General features: G+C 39.2%; 14 protein-coding genes. 4 read left to right on the top strand and 10 right to left on the bottom strand.

Features of this window, described 5'->3' with window-relative positions; all coding sequences use genetic code 11:
• The first annotated feature begins 91 nt into the window (after positions 1-91).
• Together L8106_RS16335 and L8106_RS16330 are read left to right on the top strand one after the other, a co-directional pair.
• Entirely contained in the window at positions 92-3460 is a 3369-nt protein-coding gene (locus L8106_RS16335) for a CHAT domain-containing protein (protein WP_009785468.1), read from the top strand.
• Between the two features lie 39 nt (positions 3461-3499).
• Positions 3500-5656: a caspase family protein gene (locus L8106_RS16330; protein WP_009785467.1), complete on the top strand. Its 2157-nt coding sequence runs from the start codon at positions 3500-3502 to the stop codon at positions 5654-5656.
• Positions 5657-5709: 53 nt separating this feature from the next.
• Here the strand turns inward: L8106_RS16330 and L8106_RS16325 are convergent, their stop codons facing one another.
• The 8 genes from L8106_RS16325 to L8106_RS16295 form a co-directional block, all read right to left on the bottom strand.
• Positions 5710-6435 carry a DUF928 domain-containing protein gene (locus tag L8106_RS16325; protein WP_009785466.1) on the bottom strand — a complete coding sequence of 242 codons (726 nt, stop codon included), beginning with the start codon at positions 6433-6435 and terminating at the stop codon, positions 5710-5712.
• On the bottom strand, positions 6428-6703 hold the full coding sequence (locus L8106_RS31565) for a hypothetical protein (RefSeq protein WP_009785465.1): 276 nt from the start codon (positions 6701-6703) through the stop codon (positions 6428-6430). The genes L8106_RS16325 and L8106_RS31565 overlap by 8 nt, the downstream gene beginning before the upstream one ends.
• A gap of 45 nt (positions 6704-6748) precedes the next feature.
• Positions 6749-8821: a CHASE2 domain-containing protein gene (locus L8106_RS16320; RefSeq protein ID WP_009785464.1), complete on the bottom strand. Its 2073-nt coding sequence runs from the start codon at positions 8819-8821 to the stop codon at positions 6749-6751.
• An 8-nt stretch (positions 8822-8829) separates the two neighbouring features.
• Positions 8830-10161: a DUF1822 family protein gene (locus tag L8106_RS16315; protein WP_071941402.1), complete on the bottom strand. Its 1332-nt coding sequence runs from the start codon at positions 10159-10161 to the stop codon at positions 8830-8832.
• Positions 10162-10225: 64 nt separating this feature from the next.
• On the bottom strand, positions 10226-11617 hold the full coding sequence (locus tag L8106_RS16310) for a hypothetical protein (RefSeq protein ID WP_009785462.1): 1392 nt from the start codon (positions 11615-11617) through the stop codon (positions 10226-10228).
• Positions 11618-11747: 130 nt separating this feature from the next.
• Positions 11748-12539 (bottom strand): calcium-binding protein, encoded by a 792-nt coding sequence (locus L8106_RS16305; protein WP_009785461.1) that lies wholly within the window; start codon positions 12537-12539, stop codon positions 11748-11750.
• 445 nt (positions 12540-12984) lie between these two features.
• Positions 12985-14277, bottom strand: coding sequence for a Tic22 family protein (locus L8106_RS32305; protein ID WP_156803718.1), 1293 nt, complete (start codon positions 14275-14277; stop codon positions 12985-12987).
• Positions 14278-14640: 363 nt separating this feature from the next.
• Positions 14641-15906, bottom strand: coding sequence for a pentapeptide repeat-containing protein (locus tag L8106_RS16295; RefSeq protein ID WP_083798427.1), 1266 nt, complete (start codon positions 15904-15906; stop codon positions 14641-14643).
• A gap of 447 nt (positions 15907-16353) precedes the next feature.
• Here L8106_RS16295 and L8106_RS16290 point away from each other — a divergent pair, with 447 nt between their 5' ends.
• Positions 16354-16539 carry a hypothetical protein gene (locus L8106_RS16290; RefSeq protein ID WP_039896519.1) on the top strand — a complete coding sequence of 62 codons (186 nt, stop codon included), beginning with the start codon at positions 16354-16356 and terminating at the stop codon, positions 16537-16539.
• 7 nt (positions 16540-16546) lie between these two features.
• On the opposite strand, the gene L8106_RS16285 is transcribed toward L8106_RS16290, so the two are convergent.
• Both L8106_RS16285 and L8106_RS16280 read right to left on the bottom strand, forming a co-directional pair.
• Entirely contained in the window at positions 16547-17035 is a 489-nt protein-coding gene (locus L8106_RS16285; protein ID WP_009785458.1) for a hypothetical protein, read from the bottom strand.
• Complete coding sequence (locus tag L8106_RS16280; protein ID WP_039896517.1) at positions 17026-17787, bottom strand: ParA family protein; 762 nt, start codon at positions 17785-17787, stop codon at positions 17026-17028. Before L8106_RS16280 ends, L8106_RS16285 begins: the two co-directional genes overlap by 10 nt.
• 241 nt (positions 17788-18028) lie before the next feature.
• Between L8106_RS16280 and L8106_RS16275 the strand changes: the two genes are divergently transcribed.
• Entirely contained in the window at positions 18029-18307 is a 279-nt protein-coding gene (locus L8106_RS16275; protein WP_009785456.1) for a hypothetical protein, read from the top strand.
• The last annotated feature ends 133 nt before the right edge of the window (positions 18308-18440 follow it).

Genomic DNA, 18440 nt, shown 5'->3' with positions numbered 1-18440 from the left:
GTAGCCGAGCAAAAGAATAGCTCTATAGGTCTTCAAGAGCCGATGGGAAGTAGTTTAACTCTTAGTTCAAAATCGGAGGCATCATCAAGCCATGTATAAAGTTATGAATGTTGTTAAAGTAATTTTTGGAAGTTTTTTGATTTCTGTTCCTTCAATTATCTTGCCATTAGGTTGGGGTTTCAGAAGTTCAGTTGCACAAGCTCAAACCATCCAATACCAACTTGATGAAGAATTGAACTTCGAGTCTGAATTAAAACCGATAACTTCTAACGAATTTTGCGATCTCGATAGTACAATCTCCAACTTTCAACTCGCTCAACTGCAAGGGGATTTTCAAAAATGGCCGGAGGTTGAAGATTTTCTGGTTAATCGGATGTCAAAAGACTTGATTAAAATTTCTGAGCAGATAGAACAATCAAGTGTGTATAATATCTTAAGTCAAATGAGTGAGAGCGTAAGTAAAAGTATAGAAAATGCAAGAAAGGCAGGCAGAATTCTACGCTCTGACTTCACAGATACTCTTCTTTTATCGGCAGGTCTTATAGGATTTTCTTTTCTGCTTAATCAAATTATTCAACCCGGTCAAAAGAAAAAAATGACTAATTTGATGAATGAAGCTTATGACCTGGGTAACTATTATTACAATCTAGGACAATATGATCGATCATTTAAATTATTTGGTATTAGTCTAGGAGCGGCATCGGAGCTTGAAAAGGACTTGATTATAATCCGAACATTAAATCAAAGGGCAAGTATTGCTAATGATTTAAAATTCTATGACGTAGCCTTATCCCTATACGCTCAGACCTTGAATATTTCTCAAGAAAAAAGCGACGGGATAGAATCCGGAAATTCCCTTAACAAAATCGGACAAATTTTTAAAGAAAAGTCCGAGTACAAGGTAGCTTTAAAAACTTTTCAAAGTGCTTTAGAAGCGGTTCGAGAACCCAATCAAACTCGAATTACACCGGAAGAAGATGAGGATAAAAATCTACAACTCAATGAAAAAGTTGTTGAAGGCGAAATTATCAACAATCTCGGCGAGCTGCACAATCAGATAGAAAAATACAATCAAGCAATTGATTATTCTCGCCAAGCAATAGCTCTTGCTCAGGAAGCTTCCGACGGAAAAATTGAAGCAAAAGCACTCAATAACTTGGGAGTAGCTTACAAAAATATCGGCAAATTTACCGAAGCACTAGAGGCTCATAAACAAGCTTTGAACATTTATCAAGAGATTGCCGATCCCGCTGAACTAGCCCAAACTCAAACCCATCTCGGAAGTGTTTATAATAGCTTGGGAGAATATGCTCAAGTTGCTCAACTTCATCAAAACGCGATCGCAACGGCTCAAGCCATTAATAACCCAGAACTCCAAACCAATGTTTTCAGTAATATTGGTTCTTTTTATAATAGTATAGGACAAGATGATCAAGCTTTACAATACCATCAACTTGCCTTAGAGATTGTCAGAGAAATTGAGAACACTTTTCTAGAAGGACGGACTTTAAACGACATTGGAAATATTTATACACAACAGGGAAAATATGATGAAGCATTGAATTTTAATCAGCAGGTTTTAGCCCTTGCTGAACAATCAGAGATTCAACAACTAGAAGCAGTTGCCTTAAGCAGTATTGGTCGCATCCAACAAGAACAGGGGCAATGGATGGAGGCATTAGAATCATATCAAATCGCTCTTGTTTTGCAACAGCGATTAGAAAATCGGGCTGGAGAAGCGGCGATATTGGCTAATTTAGGAGAGGTTTATATTAATCGACTTAGTTATGATAAAGCCTTGGAGTTACTGCAACAATCTTTATCAATTTATCAAGAAGCGGGTGACAAAGCTGGCGAAGGTTTTGCCTTAAACTTGATAGCTTATGCTTATCTTAAACAAGGAAAATATGCAGAGGCAGAACAAACATTATGGAAGGCGCTAGAAATTCTCGAACCACTACGAACCGACTTGAGCGACACGCAAAAAATTTCAATTTTTGATACCCAAGTTTCGACCTATTCTAGATTACAACAAGCCCTAATTGTTCAGGATAAAATAGAGACTGCATTAGAAGTTTCCGAACGAGGACGTGCCAGACCTTTAGTTGAACTTCTGTCAGAACGATATAATCAATCCACATTTAGATTACCTGATATTGCAAAAATTAAACAAATTGCTAAAACTCAAAATGCAACCTTAGTTCAGTATTCAATTCTCTACGAGCAAGTTAAACTTGACGGTCGAGTTCAATCCAAAGAATCCGAACTGTATATTTGGGTAATTAAACCGACAGGTGAAGTCGAATTTCGTCAGACCAATCTCCGACCCCTTTGGCAACAAAAAACCTCTCTTTCGGGATTAGTTCAAATTAGCCGTCAATCGATAGGAGTAGAGCGTCAAGCCTTACAATTTGTAGAGAACCAAGAGAGTTCGATAGACTCATCTACACCCCAACAAAATTTACAACAACTCCATCAACTTTTAATAGAACCCATTGCCGAACTGTTACCCACTGATGCAAATGAACGAGTTATTTTCATTCCGCAAGGTGAGCTATTTTTAGTTCCTTTTCCGGCATTAAAAGATGCAGAAAATAACTATTTAATTCAAAAACATACGATTCTTACCGCACCTGCCATTCAAATCTTAGAACTGACTCAACAACAGCGCCAAAAAGTATCAGGTCAGGATATATTAATTGTAGGCAATCCCACGATGCCAACCGTGCCATCACAAACTAATCTTTCCGCAGAGCAGATCACCGCTCAGTTAAGTGATACCAGAAGCGAACAGTTAAGCGATCTTCCGGGTGCAGAAACAGAAGCCAGAGAAATTGCTCGGATTTTTCAGACTGAACCTTTACTCAAAGATGACGCCACCAAAGCTGCTGTATTAAGAAAAATGCCTTCCAGTCGAATTATTCATCTGGCAACTCATGGACTACTGGATAATTTTGGCTTGGGAATACCCGGAGCAATTGCTTTGGCGCCCGATACATCAATCGGTGAGAATTCTACAAACAATTCCAACTGTTTATTGAAGACCAAAAACTTAACTGAAAGCGATTGGGTTGATCTAATTTCTTATTTAGCAAATCCTCCCAAAAAGCTTTTAAACTTAGATGGCTTTCTCACTTCTAGAGAAATTATTGACCTGAAATTAAATGCGGAATTAGTGGTTTTAAGCGCTTGTAGTACCGGAGGTGGAGAGATTACAGGAGATGGTGTTGTGGGTTTATCTCGTGCGTTTATTGCTGCGGGTGTACCGAGTTTAATTGTTTCCCTGTGGAATGTTAAAGATCAACCGACGGCTGAATTAATGACAGCATTTTATCAAAACCTGCAAGCCAATCCTGACAAAGCTCAAGCTTTGCGTCAAGCGATGCTAACTTTAGCCGAAAAATATCCCGAACAACCCCAATTTTGGGCGGCGTTTACACTCATTGGTGAGGCTGAATAATAACTGAATTTTAAACTTTTAAAATAGGGGAATAGGTTTATGATTAGGCGCCGTCGCTTCCTAGAACTGACAGGTTCTACGACTTTAGCCACTCTCGGACTCAACGCTTATAATCTTCAACAAAAAAGCAATCGCTATGGTAAAGTTCTCGCTCAAGATACCCCTCGCAAACTCGCACTTTTAGTTGGAATTAATGATTATCGCTCTTGGCCCAATCTCAAAGGTTGTGTCACTGATGTTGATTTACAGCAGGAACTTTTAATTCATCGTTTTGGTTTCAATCCTCAAGATATTATTCGACTAACAACAGATGCAAACGATAAAAAACCGACCCGAAGTAATATTTTAACTGCATTTGAAGAACACTTAATTAAACAAGCTCAACCGGGTGATGTGGTGGTTTTTCACTTTTCAGGTCATGGTTCTCAACAGATAGACCCCAACCCAATTCAAGACTGTCCAAATAATCCAATTCCTGCTCAAAGTAATCCCGCAAATAGCACGTTTGTTGTAGCCGATACCGATTCAGCCCCCGATATTATGGGACGAACATTGTTTTTATTAATGTCTCTTTTGAAAACGGAAAATGTGACTGCGGTGCTAGATAGTTGTTATTCTGGCGGAGGTACAAGGGGAATTCATCGAGTGCGTTCGGTCTCAAAAAATGCAATACTTGTTTTTGAAGAACTCGATTATCAGCAAAGTTTATTAACTCAACTTAAATGGTCTCCAGAAGAATTCTTTCGGCGTCGTTGTAAAGTGCGAAAAGGGGTTGTAATTGCTTCAGCCAGAGCGGATGAAGAGGCGATAGATGCTGATTTTGGTGACTTTCATGCGGGAGCTTTTACTTATTTTATGACTCAATCTCTTTGGCAAGAACAGTCTACTGTTGAACGCACAATGACTCAAGTTCGTCGTTCGATTAGGAGGAAATCCAGACAGAATCCGCTTGCGGATGGGACTGAAAATCAACCTGTTTATTTTCAAAAGACGACAGCACCGCCAACCGATGCAGTAGTTACAAACGTTCAGAATAATGGAGCGACGCTTTGGTTGGGGGGACTCGATGAAAACAGTTTAGAAGCCTTTTCGTCGGGTTCAGTTTTTTCGATTTTAGATGAAAATAATCAGTCTACGGGGGATGAAATTCGTTTAGAAAATCGTCAGGGATTAGTGGGAAAAGCGAGTTGGCAAAAACAAACGCCTGCGTCTCTCCAACCGGGAACATTATTGCGAGAAAAAAGCCGCACAGTTCCCACAGATTTAAACTTACGCATCGGACTTGATATTTCTATTGCTTCAGACAGCACAACCGCTCAACGCGCAATTTCTAACATTAACCGCTTAAAAGCTATTCCCATGCAGAGGGGAGATATTCCCTATCCCGGTGGAGTTGACTATATTTTTAGCCGGATAACTGCTGATATTCAGCAACAATTACAGTCTCAGGAATTGACGGATTTACCTCCCATAGGAAGTTTAGGTTTATTCACCTCAGAACTCAATTCAATTCCTAAATCTTTTGGTGAACCCGGTGAAAGTATTTTGGCTGCAATTAATCGTTTAGAGGCAAAATTAAAAGCATTTTTGGTTGTTCGTTTAGTTAAAACAACTCTCAATGCTCAGTCTTCTCAGTTAGCAGTTGATGCGTCTGTTAGTTTAGTTGATCAACCTAATCAAATTTTAGCACGAACCCGCACCCAAAAAGCAAACAGTGAAGATAATTTTGAAAGCTCAATCGCTCAACTTAAATTGAAGCAACCCTTTCAATTTCATGTAAAAAACTACGGATTGAGTACGCTTTATGTGCTGATGATGGTGGTTGATTCTCAAGGTTGGCTTTACATTACTTTTCCGGGAGCGGGTGGGATTTATGATGAGGAAATGCAACTTTTACCGAATCAAATTCAACAGAGTGAAACCTTACAAGCTGTTGAAATTGGAAGGGGGGAAGCTTTAATCATTGTCAGCCGTTATCCGATGAGTAAAACCGTGAATATGTTACGCTCTCTAGCCAGTGAACTGAATCAAAATGAAGGGACTTTTTCACTTCAAAAAGAAGGAAAAGATAGAGGACTATATTTTATGGGTAAGTTATTTGATGATTTACGGGAGCGAACTTCGGCTTCGTCCATTGGACAGTTAAGTACGACGGATATAGCAACTTTGTCTATTTCCTTTGATATTTCAGAGTAGGTTCAATTGGCTGATTTGGTAATAATTTACCGTTCAGCCAATCTTTATCTAATTTAATCTTCGCAAAAATTATGAGCGATAATTTGTTGAATACTTTTTTTCAACTCTGCGGAAGGATTCGCCACAGAAAAAAGTTCTCGCAAAGCATCTGACCACAATCCTTGTTCGGCTAAATAGTGAGCTTTTTTTAAAGAAATTTCTTCAGCAGAGGCTCCTTGAGACTGAAGTTTATTTTCTCGGGTTTTTAATTCTTCCTGAATGGGGTTTTGCTCTGGTAAAACTTGAAAATAGGTTTGCTTCTTCGGTCCGATGGCTACCAATCTCCAGTAATAAACTTTTCCGGCTTTTAAGGGTTCACCTTGATACAAAATATGTGTTTGTCCGTCTGGAATATCAGCTTTCCAAATCGGATCTTTGATTATTTCTGAATCTTCAAATACTTCAATTTTTATCGCATTTTCTCCATTGCTTTTCCAGAAAAAAAGCGGTTGAGAACTAAGGATTTTTACTGGTTCTAAAGTAGCGTTTTCATCATTGCTATTAACCCAAGTTTGAGGCGCAATGGGACAAACTTCTCCTCGACCGCCCCCCGGCTTTTTCTTGCGTTCGAGGACAAATAAACGTCCGGTGAAATTATCGAGTAATTCTCTGGGTTCGGGTTGGCGCTGTTGGCCGCTTGGAGCAAACCTAGTTTGTGCTTTCAAAGGTAAAATGGAAGAAAAAACCATTAAGATTCCGGTCGTAATTAAAAGAGTTGAAATTAACTTTTTATTAGTCATCGTTCGATTGTCCTCTACTTACATAAGTCCAAAACACGACAAGTGGAAAAAAATAGGGAATCAGTATCCCTGGAGACATATAGATTTGCAGTCCAACTAAAATATAAACAACTGTAGCACCTTTGAAAACTCTAATCCAGTATTTTCGCTGATGAGGATGTTCTCCCAGAAATAACAGAGTCCCTTTTCCAAAGATTGCTGCTAATCCTAGCATCCACACATCAGGAATAGCAACCACAAATCGCTGTCTCAATATATGATGAATCATATAAGCATGGATTTCTCCTCCAGTTATACGGTCTGTGTCTCTCCCTCAAAATTTCACGGCTAGTGGGAGAGAAAAATTATCTTTTCCTTGACAGTTTAATCCTGCTTCTGGATGACCTCCGGGTGCAATAATAATAACTTGTTCATCAATATAGGGGGGAACTTTACCTGCTAGTAAAGCCTGGGCAGAAATCGTTTCATAAACTTGAGTTGGTGGAAAGGAATAATCAATAATAGGATGCAGCCATTGAAAAAAACTTGCGGTTAAGGGAAGCTTTAGGTTGTAAATTTTCTGAGTTTTTTTATCTAAATCAACTGTTTCTAAAGCTTGAAACAATGTCGAACGAAAAAACTGCTCATTTTGTAAGTTTGGTTGCATAAAATTAGGAAAACTCGAGTCAGCCTTAAGCTGATGAATCAGTGCTAAAAGATAGGAAAATGGACAACTTTCCACACAACTACCGTGATTCGGTAAAAGTTCGAGATATTGGGGAAAAAAATAAATATCTCCTTCTAAACTCCAATTGAGACTCGCAATGCGATCGCTAACTCCCAATTGAGGTTCTTCATTTTCAACTGCACCAAAGACAAACCAAGTATTTTGTTGGATGCTATTTCTAACAGCTTGAGCAAGTTGATCTGTATTTTCAGGCTGTTTTTGGTCTTGATCTAAAATATAGTCAATTCCGATAGTATGTGCTTTTAGCTGAGACAGTCGAGTAATAAGTTTAGTTAAATAACTATAATTAATCGGACAAATTTCTTGAAATTTTTCTGGGGAAGCTTTGATAGATTCCTGATCGACTTGTACAATGAGTACGGGGGATTTTTGTTCTAGGGGTGAGATAAACTCGGGCTGTATCAGAAAACGATAAATTGCTTGTGCAAAGAGTCTAAATTCAAGTAATTTTTCTTGTACGGGTATTAACAAACTGAAAATCACAACAGTTAATAGAGAGAAAGTTTCCAGAGAACTGGGTAGCCAAAGTTTCCATCCCTGTTGTTTCAAGCGAAATAACTCAGCTTCTGGATGACGAAAAATAGATGGAATGAGAGATGCTGAAGGATAGTGAATTCGCTTTTCTTGCTGTTGCAAAAACTCACAAGCATCCTGCATCGCTTCATGGGCGTCTTTAAACTCACTTAAGCTTTGTAAAAATTGCTGAATAAATTCACCCGCAACTTGATTATGAATCGGTTCGCGCATGACTACAACTTGATTGAGTCCTAAATTAATCAGGGATTCGGCAATATTAATTCCATTACAAGAGTTGAAAATAGCAAATTGAAGTCCATTTTGTTTGGCTTGTCTGAGTGCGGGTTCAATTTCACGAATAGAAATGGAAAGTTTGGGTGCAATACTAATTTCGCCTCCGGTGAGTTCAGTTTCATTACTATGTCCGGCAAAGAATAGAATATCCCAACCTCGTTTATCAGCTATTGCTTGATACATTCTAGACAAAATCGCTTCGATATTTTCGTCTTTTTCCTCATCTTTTTTCCACTCTTTATCTAATCGAATCTCAGCAATATTACTCAACTTTTGTTGAAGAACTTCCCAATCTCCCGTAAAATTTAGTCGGTTATCTTCGCCAAGAATAGCTAAAACTCGAATTTTTCGACGCAGTGGATGTACAGATTCACAAAGAATATTATTCGGTGTACGAGCAATCCGAATTTTTCCAACTGTACCTAAATCTGTGCCGATTTCCCACGTTTCCCAAGGAAGCCGTGCTAATTCTAACGGAGTACAAGTCAAAAATACATCGACTCCTCCGGTTTCAGAATGAATCGCAGTTTGAGCAATTTGACGGCGGATAGCAGCCAATTCAGGACTCAATAACCAGTGATGAAATCGATCTAATAATTTGGCTTGTGCTTGCACAAGAGAAGAACGCCAATCTTGAGAAGAAGGGGTGATAGTGACAATTTTTTTTACCCTTCCCCGTAGGTGTTGATAATAATTAAGATAGGCGTTTTTCCACTCTTTGTAAAGTTCGATTAATTCTGGAGAATATTCTAGCTGACTCGTGAGTATTTGTCCTTGTCCCCAAGAGAGTTCAAAGTCGCATAAAGAAGCAATTTGACGAATTCTCAGCTTAAATGCAGTGCGGTTCATGTTGTCAGTTAATTAATAATCTCTGAGTTGGGTGAATTGCGATATTCAAATAATCGAGAAACTTGTATTTCTCCATCTGTTGTCGTAATAGTTACGAGGAATTTTTCATCATAGGTTCCTTCTATTTGTGCTAACAAGTAACTTTTATTGTGTTGAGAATCGAGTTTTTCTTCTGCTAAGATTCCGGTTTGATCGCTAATTCTTAACTCAATTTCAGGTAAAGAGGGTTGACCGGGAATAGGAGTGACAATCAAAAATAATGTCCATTCTTCCTGGGAATCTGCCAGTGACCAACTGAGTGGATATAACCGTATTTTATTGAGGATATCTTGATAGGCACCAACCGCTTCTTCAGGAATTTCTACCCCAAAATTATCTCGAATTTCATTAAAAATGCTTGCTTCAAAAGGAGATGATGATGTTAGGTTTTGCCGAAAAACTCCCATAGGTAATGGTTGCCATGATAGTTCTTGTGCGAGTTCATTGACTTGAGACTGCAACCATTGTCCGACATTAAGGGCTTGTTGAGTGAGAATTTGTAATAAATCGGATAAATAAGTCGTTTGTTGTGGGGTATTTTCTGAATTAGAATGATGCAACCAGTTGAGTAATTCCGGATGGGTTAATAGCACAGTTCCTTGTTCCCAACTGAGGCTATTCCATAAGGGACGAGATTGCAATTGTAGCAATTGAGTAGCGAGTTCGTCACGAATTTGAGAGAGTTCTGCTTGGCGAGTTGAGGGGATAGCAGGTAAGGGAATTGTTGCAGGTGTTAAACATTGTAAATACAGCAGCAACTCATCAGGTAGGGGGTTAAACCATTCCTTTTCTAAGGAATAAGTCCAGTCAATTTGAGGTTGTAATTGAGCGTGATAGGAGTTGAGTTGATCGTAACGTATAAATCTTAAAATTGCCGCAACTTCTAAAGTTTCGTCTATTCCCACAAGGACATAAAAATGGGCTATAAATTCGGGTAAATCAAGGATAGCTCTAGGAACATTTACTTCGGAATCACTCCAGTAATTTGTGGGAATCAAACAAATTTTAAACTCTCCAACTTGTAGGTTACAAACCACATCTAAAATATTAGCATAAGCAGGTTGCATAACGGAAGCTTTTTCTACAATAATCCTTAGATCAGGTTCCCGTTTTTTTAACCAATCTTCAAAGCCAAACAATGCTAATAGCTGTAAATAAATTTGCCATTGCTGAGTTGATTTGTTAAGCTGTTGACTGAGTTCTAAAGCTTGGTCAATCTTTTCTGAATTGAGTGAGATGATTTCGGCTTCTTCTGCAAATTCAATTAAGTCATCGGTTAAATCGGTGATATAACTTGTCATTTTAATTCCTCCTAATTGGTGAAAATATAGATTAAATTTATCGCTTTTTCCTACAAAGTCTATTTTAGCATTGAAAATTGTAGGATTCATCGAGATATTGACAGATTAGTTTTGAAAGCTGACTTCGCTCTTTGCGTTTTTCTAAAGGTGTTTGAACTTCTTGACTATGGCGATCAACAATTTTAGAAATTTCTTCTCCTAAAATATCTTGTACTTTTGATTTTAAGTCTAAAATTTGATCAGGACTCACATAATCTTGTGCAAGTTTAAAAACGCGATCGCATAAGCATTTTAAAGTTGTTCGTCCGATATCGTTGCGTAATGCTTTTAATTGAAGTAAACGAGTTACATTTGTTTGGTCATTGAACTGAAGTTGATAAGCGATCTGACTCATCGATATTTCGCGACAATGAAATAAATGCAATGCTTTGAGAAAATTATCCGTCTTTATTTGGGCTTTTTGTTGTGCTTTTAGAGTGTTTTTTTGACCCTGATAATAGGTGATACGACCTTGAATAACTCGCTCGACTGCGTGAGTTAAGCAAGCTTCAATCTGCTGACGATACGCAACAGCAAAATCTTCTTGTTTTTCGGTTTCAGAGTCAATTTTACCGGGGGAATCAACCTCAACCAAAGTTTCGATGTTCTGAATTTTAACCTGTCCTTTTGTCAAGCGGTAAATTCGCTCTTGTCGCAAGAGTTTAGCCAGGTTTTGTAATTGTTCTAAGATTTCTTCGGGAGAATATTCGCAAACGTTCGATAACAGTTTTGCCATTTGACCCAACTGCTCTAAAGTTGGAGCCGGATAGGGTTTGGTGGAAGCAGATTGCCGTTGATTTAAAAGTTGGTTACGATAAACACTATGATAAGAATTGAGCAGTTCCAAAGCCTTTTTAATCTCGGTATCAGTGCGTTGAAAGTCCGATAATAGACGTTGCAATTTTCCCGGAGAAGTCCGATTCAAAATCAACCAATCTGTTATCTGTTCAATCCCATGTTCGAGGAGAAATTGTTTAATTTTATGATCGGTTTTAACAACACGATTTGTCCAAGTTGAGAGGGTTCCTTTTTCCGGAGCGAAGTTGTGAAGAATGCGACTCGAAAGAGATTCAGGATGCAGGGTTGGGATTTGGCTTTTCGGAGCATATTCAAGAACTAAAGGAAAAATTTCATCGGAAGTAAAATTATGATTTTGACCAAATTTGTTTTCGAGTTCTAGACAAATATTTCGGATTTGATTAGAGATAAAACAGCACAGACAAACTTCTGCTAGATGAGAAAATTTACTCTGATGCCATTCTACCAGTTGACGTTGAATCTGAGCATGACATTCTGAACGATCAAGTTCAGCAAAGTGTTCTAGAACAAAAGCTTTTGCAGCTTCTACTTCTTGAATTTTACATTTTCCAAAACTGTCAACTTTCACCCAACGCCAGTATCTAGATAGCACACTCATCCCATTTTTCCTAACGCTTCGCCTCGGATTTTAAAACAGTAACTCAACCGTAAACAATTCCCTCTAGCTTGTCAAGTTTTAGAAATTGCTCCCCTGGTTTTCAGGAGAGCCAGAATTGATTTCCGAACGATTAAACCGTTATAAAGCTATTTTGAAGCTGTTCTGGAGTTACATCAGCAACAACACCAATCATTGTACCTGTAGATGCTTCCCGAATTAAGGTTCCAGATATTGAACCATTAAGTCCAGAAAATAGTGTACTTGAGCTTGGATCGAGTATACCTATTAAATCTTGAAAAGCTTGATTGCCGTCAAAGTTGATTGTAATCGAAACATTCTGTATTTCTTCTAAAGCTATATCATTGGCGGTTAATCCTCCTGTTAAGCCAAATTGATCGACTCCCACTAAAAAATTTCCAATTAGATCGGCACTGTTAACATTGAAGACGTTGGGTTCTGCCTGAAGCAGATAAAGTTTGCGGTTTGTGTCACTGAATAGAGTATTTCTTCCGAGGATAATATCTCTCCCTAAATCTCCTGATAAAGTGTCATTTCCGCCTCCCTCTCCTCCAATCAGATCATCTCCTTGACCGCCAAATAGTTGATCGTTTCCGGCACCTCCTGTTAACAAATCATTATCGAAGTTACCCAACAAAATATTATCACCCGATGTACTACCCAAAAGGTCTTTACCCTGACCTCCATAGATCGTGTCATTTCCCCCCAAACCTCCATCGATCAAGTCTTCTCCTTGATTCCCATAAATCAAGTCATTTAAGGACGAACCTGTAACGGTATCATCTCCTTCTAGCATAAAAATACCTTCCGGAAAATCTGTCGCTTGCTGAGAGGTGACGAAAACAGTTTCAGAACTAGCATCACCAATCAAACGTAATCCAGATGAGTCAGGTGTCAAAACCATAGTGCAGAGTTCCCCCGTATGAGAATGAATTATTGCTGTTCACTCTCCTCTATTTGCAACCGGGTGGAAGTTATGCAATTTAGCACTACGCGCTATGGTTAGGACAAAAGTATGTTGACGCTCCCATCGCGCTCAAGCGAGGGATTCTCAGTTCTTTGAGTGAACTTACTAAATCTAAGTTTCCTGATCAATAGCCTCGGTTCTTCTCTCCCTGAGCGTTGATTCCTGTCCGCCCGATAGTATTTTTAGTGCTAAGTTGAGAATATTTCTGGCTGCCTTATCATCTATATCTAACACTGTTATATAACTACAAATATGAGTTCTAACTGATAGCGATTTCTTGACTCTTTAGCCACAATTAGAACAGTCTTGAGAAGTATAATACGGCAGATAACAACAAGTAAAATAGTCATCAATCGAGGTATTTGGAACTAGCAAAATCCTCTTATTCAGAAGTATTCACTAACCTCATCTCCTGAATGAATTCTACCGTTTCTCTGGGTGGAATCAAAATTATCAAGTCTAGAAATTGGTCATCATCGGTGCGAAATGCTTCTAATAGGACTTCTAATGGTAACACCTCAATTTTGACCGAAGAAATTAAGTCCGGTTGCTGAGTTTTGAACTGGTCAAGCATTCCTTGTAAGTCTTCTTTATTAAAAAAGAAGGGAATCGCTTGTTGATCACCTTGTTGTACTGTAATCACGCGGTCATCGGTGCCGGCTCTTGCTAAAAATAAGGGAACCCCCCGAAACTGAGTAATATTTTGACCATTGGCTTCTAAAATAGCTTTTGCAGAGTTTAACTGTTGTTGTTCGGGTACGAAAGAAAAGGTTAAGCGTTCTGGGTTGTTTTGATTTTGCTGACCAATTTCATAAATGTCTCCTAGAGAAACAGCCGTCACTTGGACTGAGGAAGCTAGTTCCGGATTTTGAATGGCTAACTCGTTGAGAAAATTATCGGCATCCTGACGGCTGATATAAACTTCTACCACGGAAGCATTCTCCCCGTTTCCCAGCAGAGGTGAACCGTCCGAGTCGGTAATTGTAAATACGGGAACTGAATCTAATTTTTCTACAATATCATCAAAGCTCCTAATAAAATCAACTGCTGTCAATTCAGATAATGAAAAACCTTCTAAAATTACTAATTCTTCACCTGTCGCCGCATCAGTGATTAAAATTTGCTCCGTTCCTTGTTCCCTTAATTGCAAATCGGTAAATTCAAGGTTTTCCGGAAGTTGAATTAAATCAATTCCATCTTGAAAATCCGTAATTAAATCGGGTTCAGCCCCGCTCAACTGAGCCACAAAAACATCTGCACCTTCACCACCCGTTAATGTATCTGAACCCTTGTCACCGGATAAGGTATCCTGACCTTGATTACCGAAAAGTTGATCGTTATCTTGTCCGCCAAATAAACTATCAGAGCCTTCACCCCCATTCAGGGTATCCTGACCCAAATTACCGAACAACTGATCCTCTTTTCCTTGTCCATCTAAAGAATCATTATCTTGCCCTCCAAATAAGGTGTCTGTTCCCAATCCACCTAGAATTAAATCGTCATCTTGATTTCCATTAATCAGTTCGCTGTCACTAGACCCAACAATCGTATCAGCTCCCTCGAGACTTAACACACCCAACGGAAACTGTTGCACTTGTCCCGGAACTAATGTCTCTGAATCGGAAAAATTAGTTCCAAGTAATGCACCAAGTTCAGTATCAGCAATAAGTGGCATAGTGTTTTTAGTTGCAATTTCTTCTAGACTTCCAACTGAAATTTTAATGCTTTGCGAACTCCCGAATTGCAATTTAGTCAAAACTTCAGTTTTTACTGGAATATATTTCTCACCACCGAGAGCTTATGCAGCAAATGCACCATCTGAGTGTAGCGGGCATTATCTAGATTTCCCTTCATGACAGTTTCGCTAGTTCTACCCAAACTTCTAACTTCGTGCGTTTTTACTTTTATTGAGTGCGAGGTATCGAGTTGAGGAAAAGTCGATGCAATTATCAAAAATAAATACAAAATTGGAGATTGACAAAAGCCTGAGTTGCTTACATATTAAAGGCTATAAGCGTCTGACTACTATCCCGACTTTTTAACAGCCTTGCTGACTTTTCTCTCCATTTGGAAGAATTACACCACACATATTGTTACCATCAGTTTTCGCCTGCTCTAAGTTCGCCTCTGTAAAGTTTGCATTGGTCATATTAATATTTGTTAGGCGAGTATTATTTAACTTGGCTCCAGTTAAATTCGCATTAACTAAATAAGCTTTATGTAAATCAGCACTTAACAAATTAGCACCAGATAGATTTGATGATGCCAAATTAGTATATCTCAAGTTCGCGCTCCCCAAATCAGCATCTGATAGATTTGAAGATATCAATAGAGCGGATTTTAACCTAGCATTCCTTAAATCAGCATTTTGCAAATTTACACTGATTAAAGTTGCCCGTTCAAAGTTAGCACCCTGTAAATTTGCATCTTTCAAATTAGCTCCATTTAAAGCACTGATGATAATGTAGCGAGTCTTAGTTCTACCGCTCTGAATTGTCTCCTGATCACTTGTAAAGTCTGCTTGTCGTAGATCTGCTCCCTCTAAATAAGCTTTCCGCATATCTGTTCCCTTGAAATTAGCATAGCTTAAGTTGGCATTTTTCAGATTGGCAAAGACAAAACTTGTTCTAACCAACCCGCTAGCTTCTGAATTACTGTAACTCAGATTAGCTTCTTGAAGATTTGTGCCTTTCAACGTGCTGCCTTTGAGATAAGAATAGCTCAAGTCAGCTTGACTCAAGTTAGCCAGATCCAGATTTACCTTTTTAAGATGAGCCTTCTTGAGATTGCTATTTTTCAAATTGCTTTTCACTAAAATAGCCTTCTTCAAATCGGCTTCTGCTAAAATTGTACCTTCAAGATTTGCCCCCTCAAAGTTGGTTTCTACAAGGTTGGCTTCTCTGAGATTAACTCCCTGTAGATTTGCACCTTTTAAGTTTGCACCTTTTAAGTTTGCATCCTTTAAATCAAATTCTCTGAGGTCGGCTTCAGCTAAATTACAGCCCGGACATTCTTTAGTATCTTTTAATTTTTTCAGGTGTTGGGGATTGGCTTTTAATGAATTTTGGTTGGATTCTGCATTTTCTGGGTCGGCTTCCAATGGATTTTCTTGTAATTTTGGACGGTCAGCTTTTGAGTCCTGACTTGTCTGCCCGTAAGCAACTGAAAAAATTCTTCCATCAGTTAAGTTCATAGATAAATTAACCATCAGCCAAACGAATAATTGAACTGATAGTACAAATATTGTTCTGAAAGCCATAGCTCCACTCTTTAAATAAATTAGCCATCTAAGTTCATCATCCAAACATATCTCCGGTAATTGATAACTTATGCAGTTTTTTGACTTTCCAATTAGGTTTTGCTTTCCGGGGGCGACAATCCCCCGGATACTGCTTCCCGGTCGGGCGTTCCAGCGTACCAGATGTACAGGGAACCCCGCGCTTGGCTGAAACGCTTACTGGACGCAAATAGAAGGTTCGTGCAATGAGAGGTAATATGAGAGTCAAAACACTGCTGTGTATAGCTTATAGCTTGTGAATCGCTCTCCCCTCTGTAGTCTAATTTTTCGAGCAAATTAATAAGTTTTTGCAAATGTTTGAGTGTTCAGATATTTGACAAATTATCTCAAATCTGGTTTGGAAGATATGAATATCAAAACTTTGCCAAAAATGAACGTAGAAGCGTTACATCTTATAAGACTCAAGCCCTAGTGCTATCGTTTCTAATGCCATGAAAAATTGCCGAGATCGATATGTTTTCGGCAACCGTTGAAAGCTTCAGACCTGGCTCGACGGTTAGAAGTCAATATGACACTGTTGAACGGGAAGTGGACATTGACTCACGAACATTTTCGGGCTTGGAGTCAAAGCAAGGACATCAGCAGAGTGACTGGGGAGAAGCGGAGGAACTTGTATTATCCTTTAAAATAAATTCTTGACTCTAGACTATAGATTCTTGATTATAGACTCTAGACTCTTGAGTTTATCCTTCAATTCATCCTCATCTGAGATGTCATCCCAATCAACGGGCATGGCTTGAAACAGTTCTAAAGCCGCTTGAAACCAAACCTCTTTGGGTATTCTGGACTTGTTCTTGTCCCTGCTCCCTTGCTTCACCAAGTCATCAACCCAGTCAATCAACTCAATCGGCAGTCTGACATTGGTTCCCTTCAGTTCTGCTTGTTCTCTGTTCAAGAATCTTGACTCTACACTCTTGACTCTTGACTCTTGAGTATTAACAGTTGACTCTTGACTTGATTCTGAATCCTTCTGTTTTCTTGACTCCTGACTTTTGACTTTTGACTGTTGAATCTCAACTCCCGACTCTTGACTCTTGAGTTCTACCTCTGGCGGTTCTTCTTGGGAATCTGTCTTGGAGAAAATCCCACGGTCGAGAGGATTACTGCCCAAGCCCTTGCTTTTCTTCACTGCCATGAGAACACCTCTTTCGATAATGCTTTGTAAGCTTTAGCCCCTGCACCATTGGGGTCAAACTCAAAAATAGATTGGTGATGAGAGGGAGCTTCCCGAATTCTCACCGTTTCAGGAATGATGGAACTGCACAACTTGTCCCCAAAGTGTTCTTTCAAAGATTCCAAAACTTCGGCGCTGAGGTTATTTCGTTTGTCGTAGCGGGTCGCCAATACTCCAGCAATCTCAATGGGATGGTCAAGAAAATCTTGGACAAGTTTCAATGTCCGTTCAATCCCCTGAATCCCCAACAGTCCCATATAGCTCATATCGACTGGAACCAACACCGCTTCAGAAGCCATCAGCGCATTAATAGCAAACACCCCAACATTAGGCGGACAATCAATCAGAATCCAATCATACTCAGCATCAACAGTTGCGATCGCTTTTCTGAGCAGAACTTCTCGGCCTGGAATTCCTGAAATGGGGATTTCTTCTTCGGCTAACAACAAATTAGAGGGCGCAACATCAACCCCTGACTCAGTTGGGACAATCACTTCAGTAATGTCCACTTTCCGCTGCAACGCATCTTTGAGTTGGGTTTGAAGTTCCCAAATGGAAATCCCCAAAGCCGCACTGGAATTTCCTTGAGGATCAATATCGATGAGTAGAACTCGCTGTTTATGGAACTTCACAAGTCCCACAGCTAGGTTATAGGCAGTCGTTGACTTGGCAACACCGCCTTTCATATTAAATATGGATAATCTACAAGCCATACTTTAGACTCTAGATTCTTGACTCTAGAAGATTATCACGGATTGAGGGTGCAGGTTGAATGCGATCGCAGCGATTTTTACTGACTGTTAATTTTAGGCACTGAAAGAGAGAGTAAAGTTTTTCGACAAAATCTCTATGAATCGCAATTCCATACAACGTTCTATCCTATGTTTGGTAGGTGTTATTGGACTGTCTATCTGCATAGCAGAAAGGACGGAGGCTCAATCTACTAAGACAGCAATGATTCGCGCACATCAAAGTTGGTGTCAACAACGAGGTGGTAACTGGTCTGACGAAAGTTGTCAGTGGGAAGAATTGCAGATGGAACAAGGGCGAGAAATGACATTAAGTCAAGAATGTGGTAGTCAAAATGGTATTTGGCACACTTGGTTTGAGGAAGTTTATAATCCCAAATGTCCGGGTGGTATTTGTCTTGCGGTAGTCAAACCGGAAGATTTTGAGATGATAGAGAAGGGTGTAGTTTGTGCTTGGTACTCAGGAATTGACCCAGCACTTTAGACTGAGTTCAACATGGCTCACACCCAAGACCCCTGTATTTTTGAACACAATATTTGGCTCACTAGACCTACAGAGTAATTTAGTCACACTCATCAATCCAGATTTGTTTTCAAATCCTTATAAACAATCACAG

Origin of the sequence: Lyngbya sp. PCC 8106, assembly GCF_000169095.1 — a bacterium.
In the GTDB taxonomy this organism is placed as follows: domain Bacteria; phylum Cyanobacteriota; class Cyanobacteriia; order Cyanobacteriales; family Microcoleaceae; genus Capilliphycus.
This window is presented reverse-complemented; position numbering and strand designations above follow the sequence as displayed.

What these genes read in the sequence shown, in the direction of transcription:
- L8106_RS16335 (WP_009785468.1), top strand. Translation starts at nt 92, where the DNA reads ATGTATAAAGTTATGAATGTTGTTAAAGTAATTTTTGGAAGTTTTTTG.
- L8106_RS16330 (WP_009785467.1), top strand. Translation starts at nt 3,500, where the DNA reads ATGATTAGGCGCCGTCGCTTCCTAGAACTGACAGGTTCTACGACTTTA.
- L8106_RS16325 (WP_009785466.1), bottom strand. Translation starts at nt 6,435, where the DNA reads ATGACTAATAAAAAGTTAATTTCAACTCTTTTAATTACGACCGGAATC.
- L8106_RS31565 (WP_009785465.1), bottom strand. Translation starts at nt 6,703, where the DNA reads ATGATTCATCATATATTGAGACAGCGATTTGTGGTTGCTATTCCTGAT.
- L8106_RS16320 (WP_009785464.1), bottom strand. Translation starts at nt 8,821, where the DNA reads ATGAACCGCACTGCATTTAAGCTGAGAATTCGTCAAATTGCTTCTTTA.
- L8106_RS16315 (WP_071941402.1), bottom strand. Translation starts at nt 10,161, where the DNA reads ATGACAAGTTATATCACCGATTTAACCGATGACTTAATTGAATTTGCA.
- L8106_RS16310 (WP_009785462.1), bottom strand. Translation starts at nt 11,617, where the DNA reads ATGAGTGTGCTATCTAGATACTGGCGTTGGGTGAAAGTTGACAGTTTT.
- L8106_RS16305 (WP_009785461.1), bottom strand. Translation starts at nt 12,539, where the DNA reads ATGGTTTTGACACCTGACTCATCTGGATTACGTTTGATTGGTGATGCT.
- L8106_RS32305 (WP_156803718.1), bottom strand. Translation starts at nt 14,277, where the DNA reads ATGCCACTTATTGCTGATACTGAACTTGGTGCATTACTTGGAACTAAT.
- L8106_RS16290 (WP_039896519.1), top strand. Translation starts at nt 16,354, where the DNA reads ATGTTTTCGGCAACCGTTGAAAGCTTCAGACCTGGCTCGACGGTTAGA.
- L8106_RS16285 (WP_009785458.1), bottom strand. Translation starts at nt 17,035, where the DNA reads ATGGCAGTGAAGAAAAGCAAGGGCTTGGGCAGTAATCCTCTCGACCGT.
- L8106_RS16280 (WP_039896517.1), bottom strand. Translation starts at nt 17,787, where the DNA reads ATGGCTTGTAGATTATCCATATTTAATATGAAAGGCGGTGTTGCCAAG.
- L8106_RS16275 (WP_009785456.1), top strand. Translation starts at nt 18,029, where the DNA reads ATGATTCGCGCACATCAAAGTTGGTGTCAACAACGAGGTGGTAACTGG.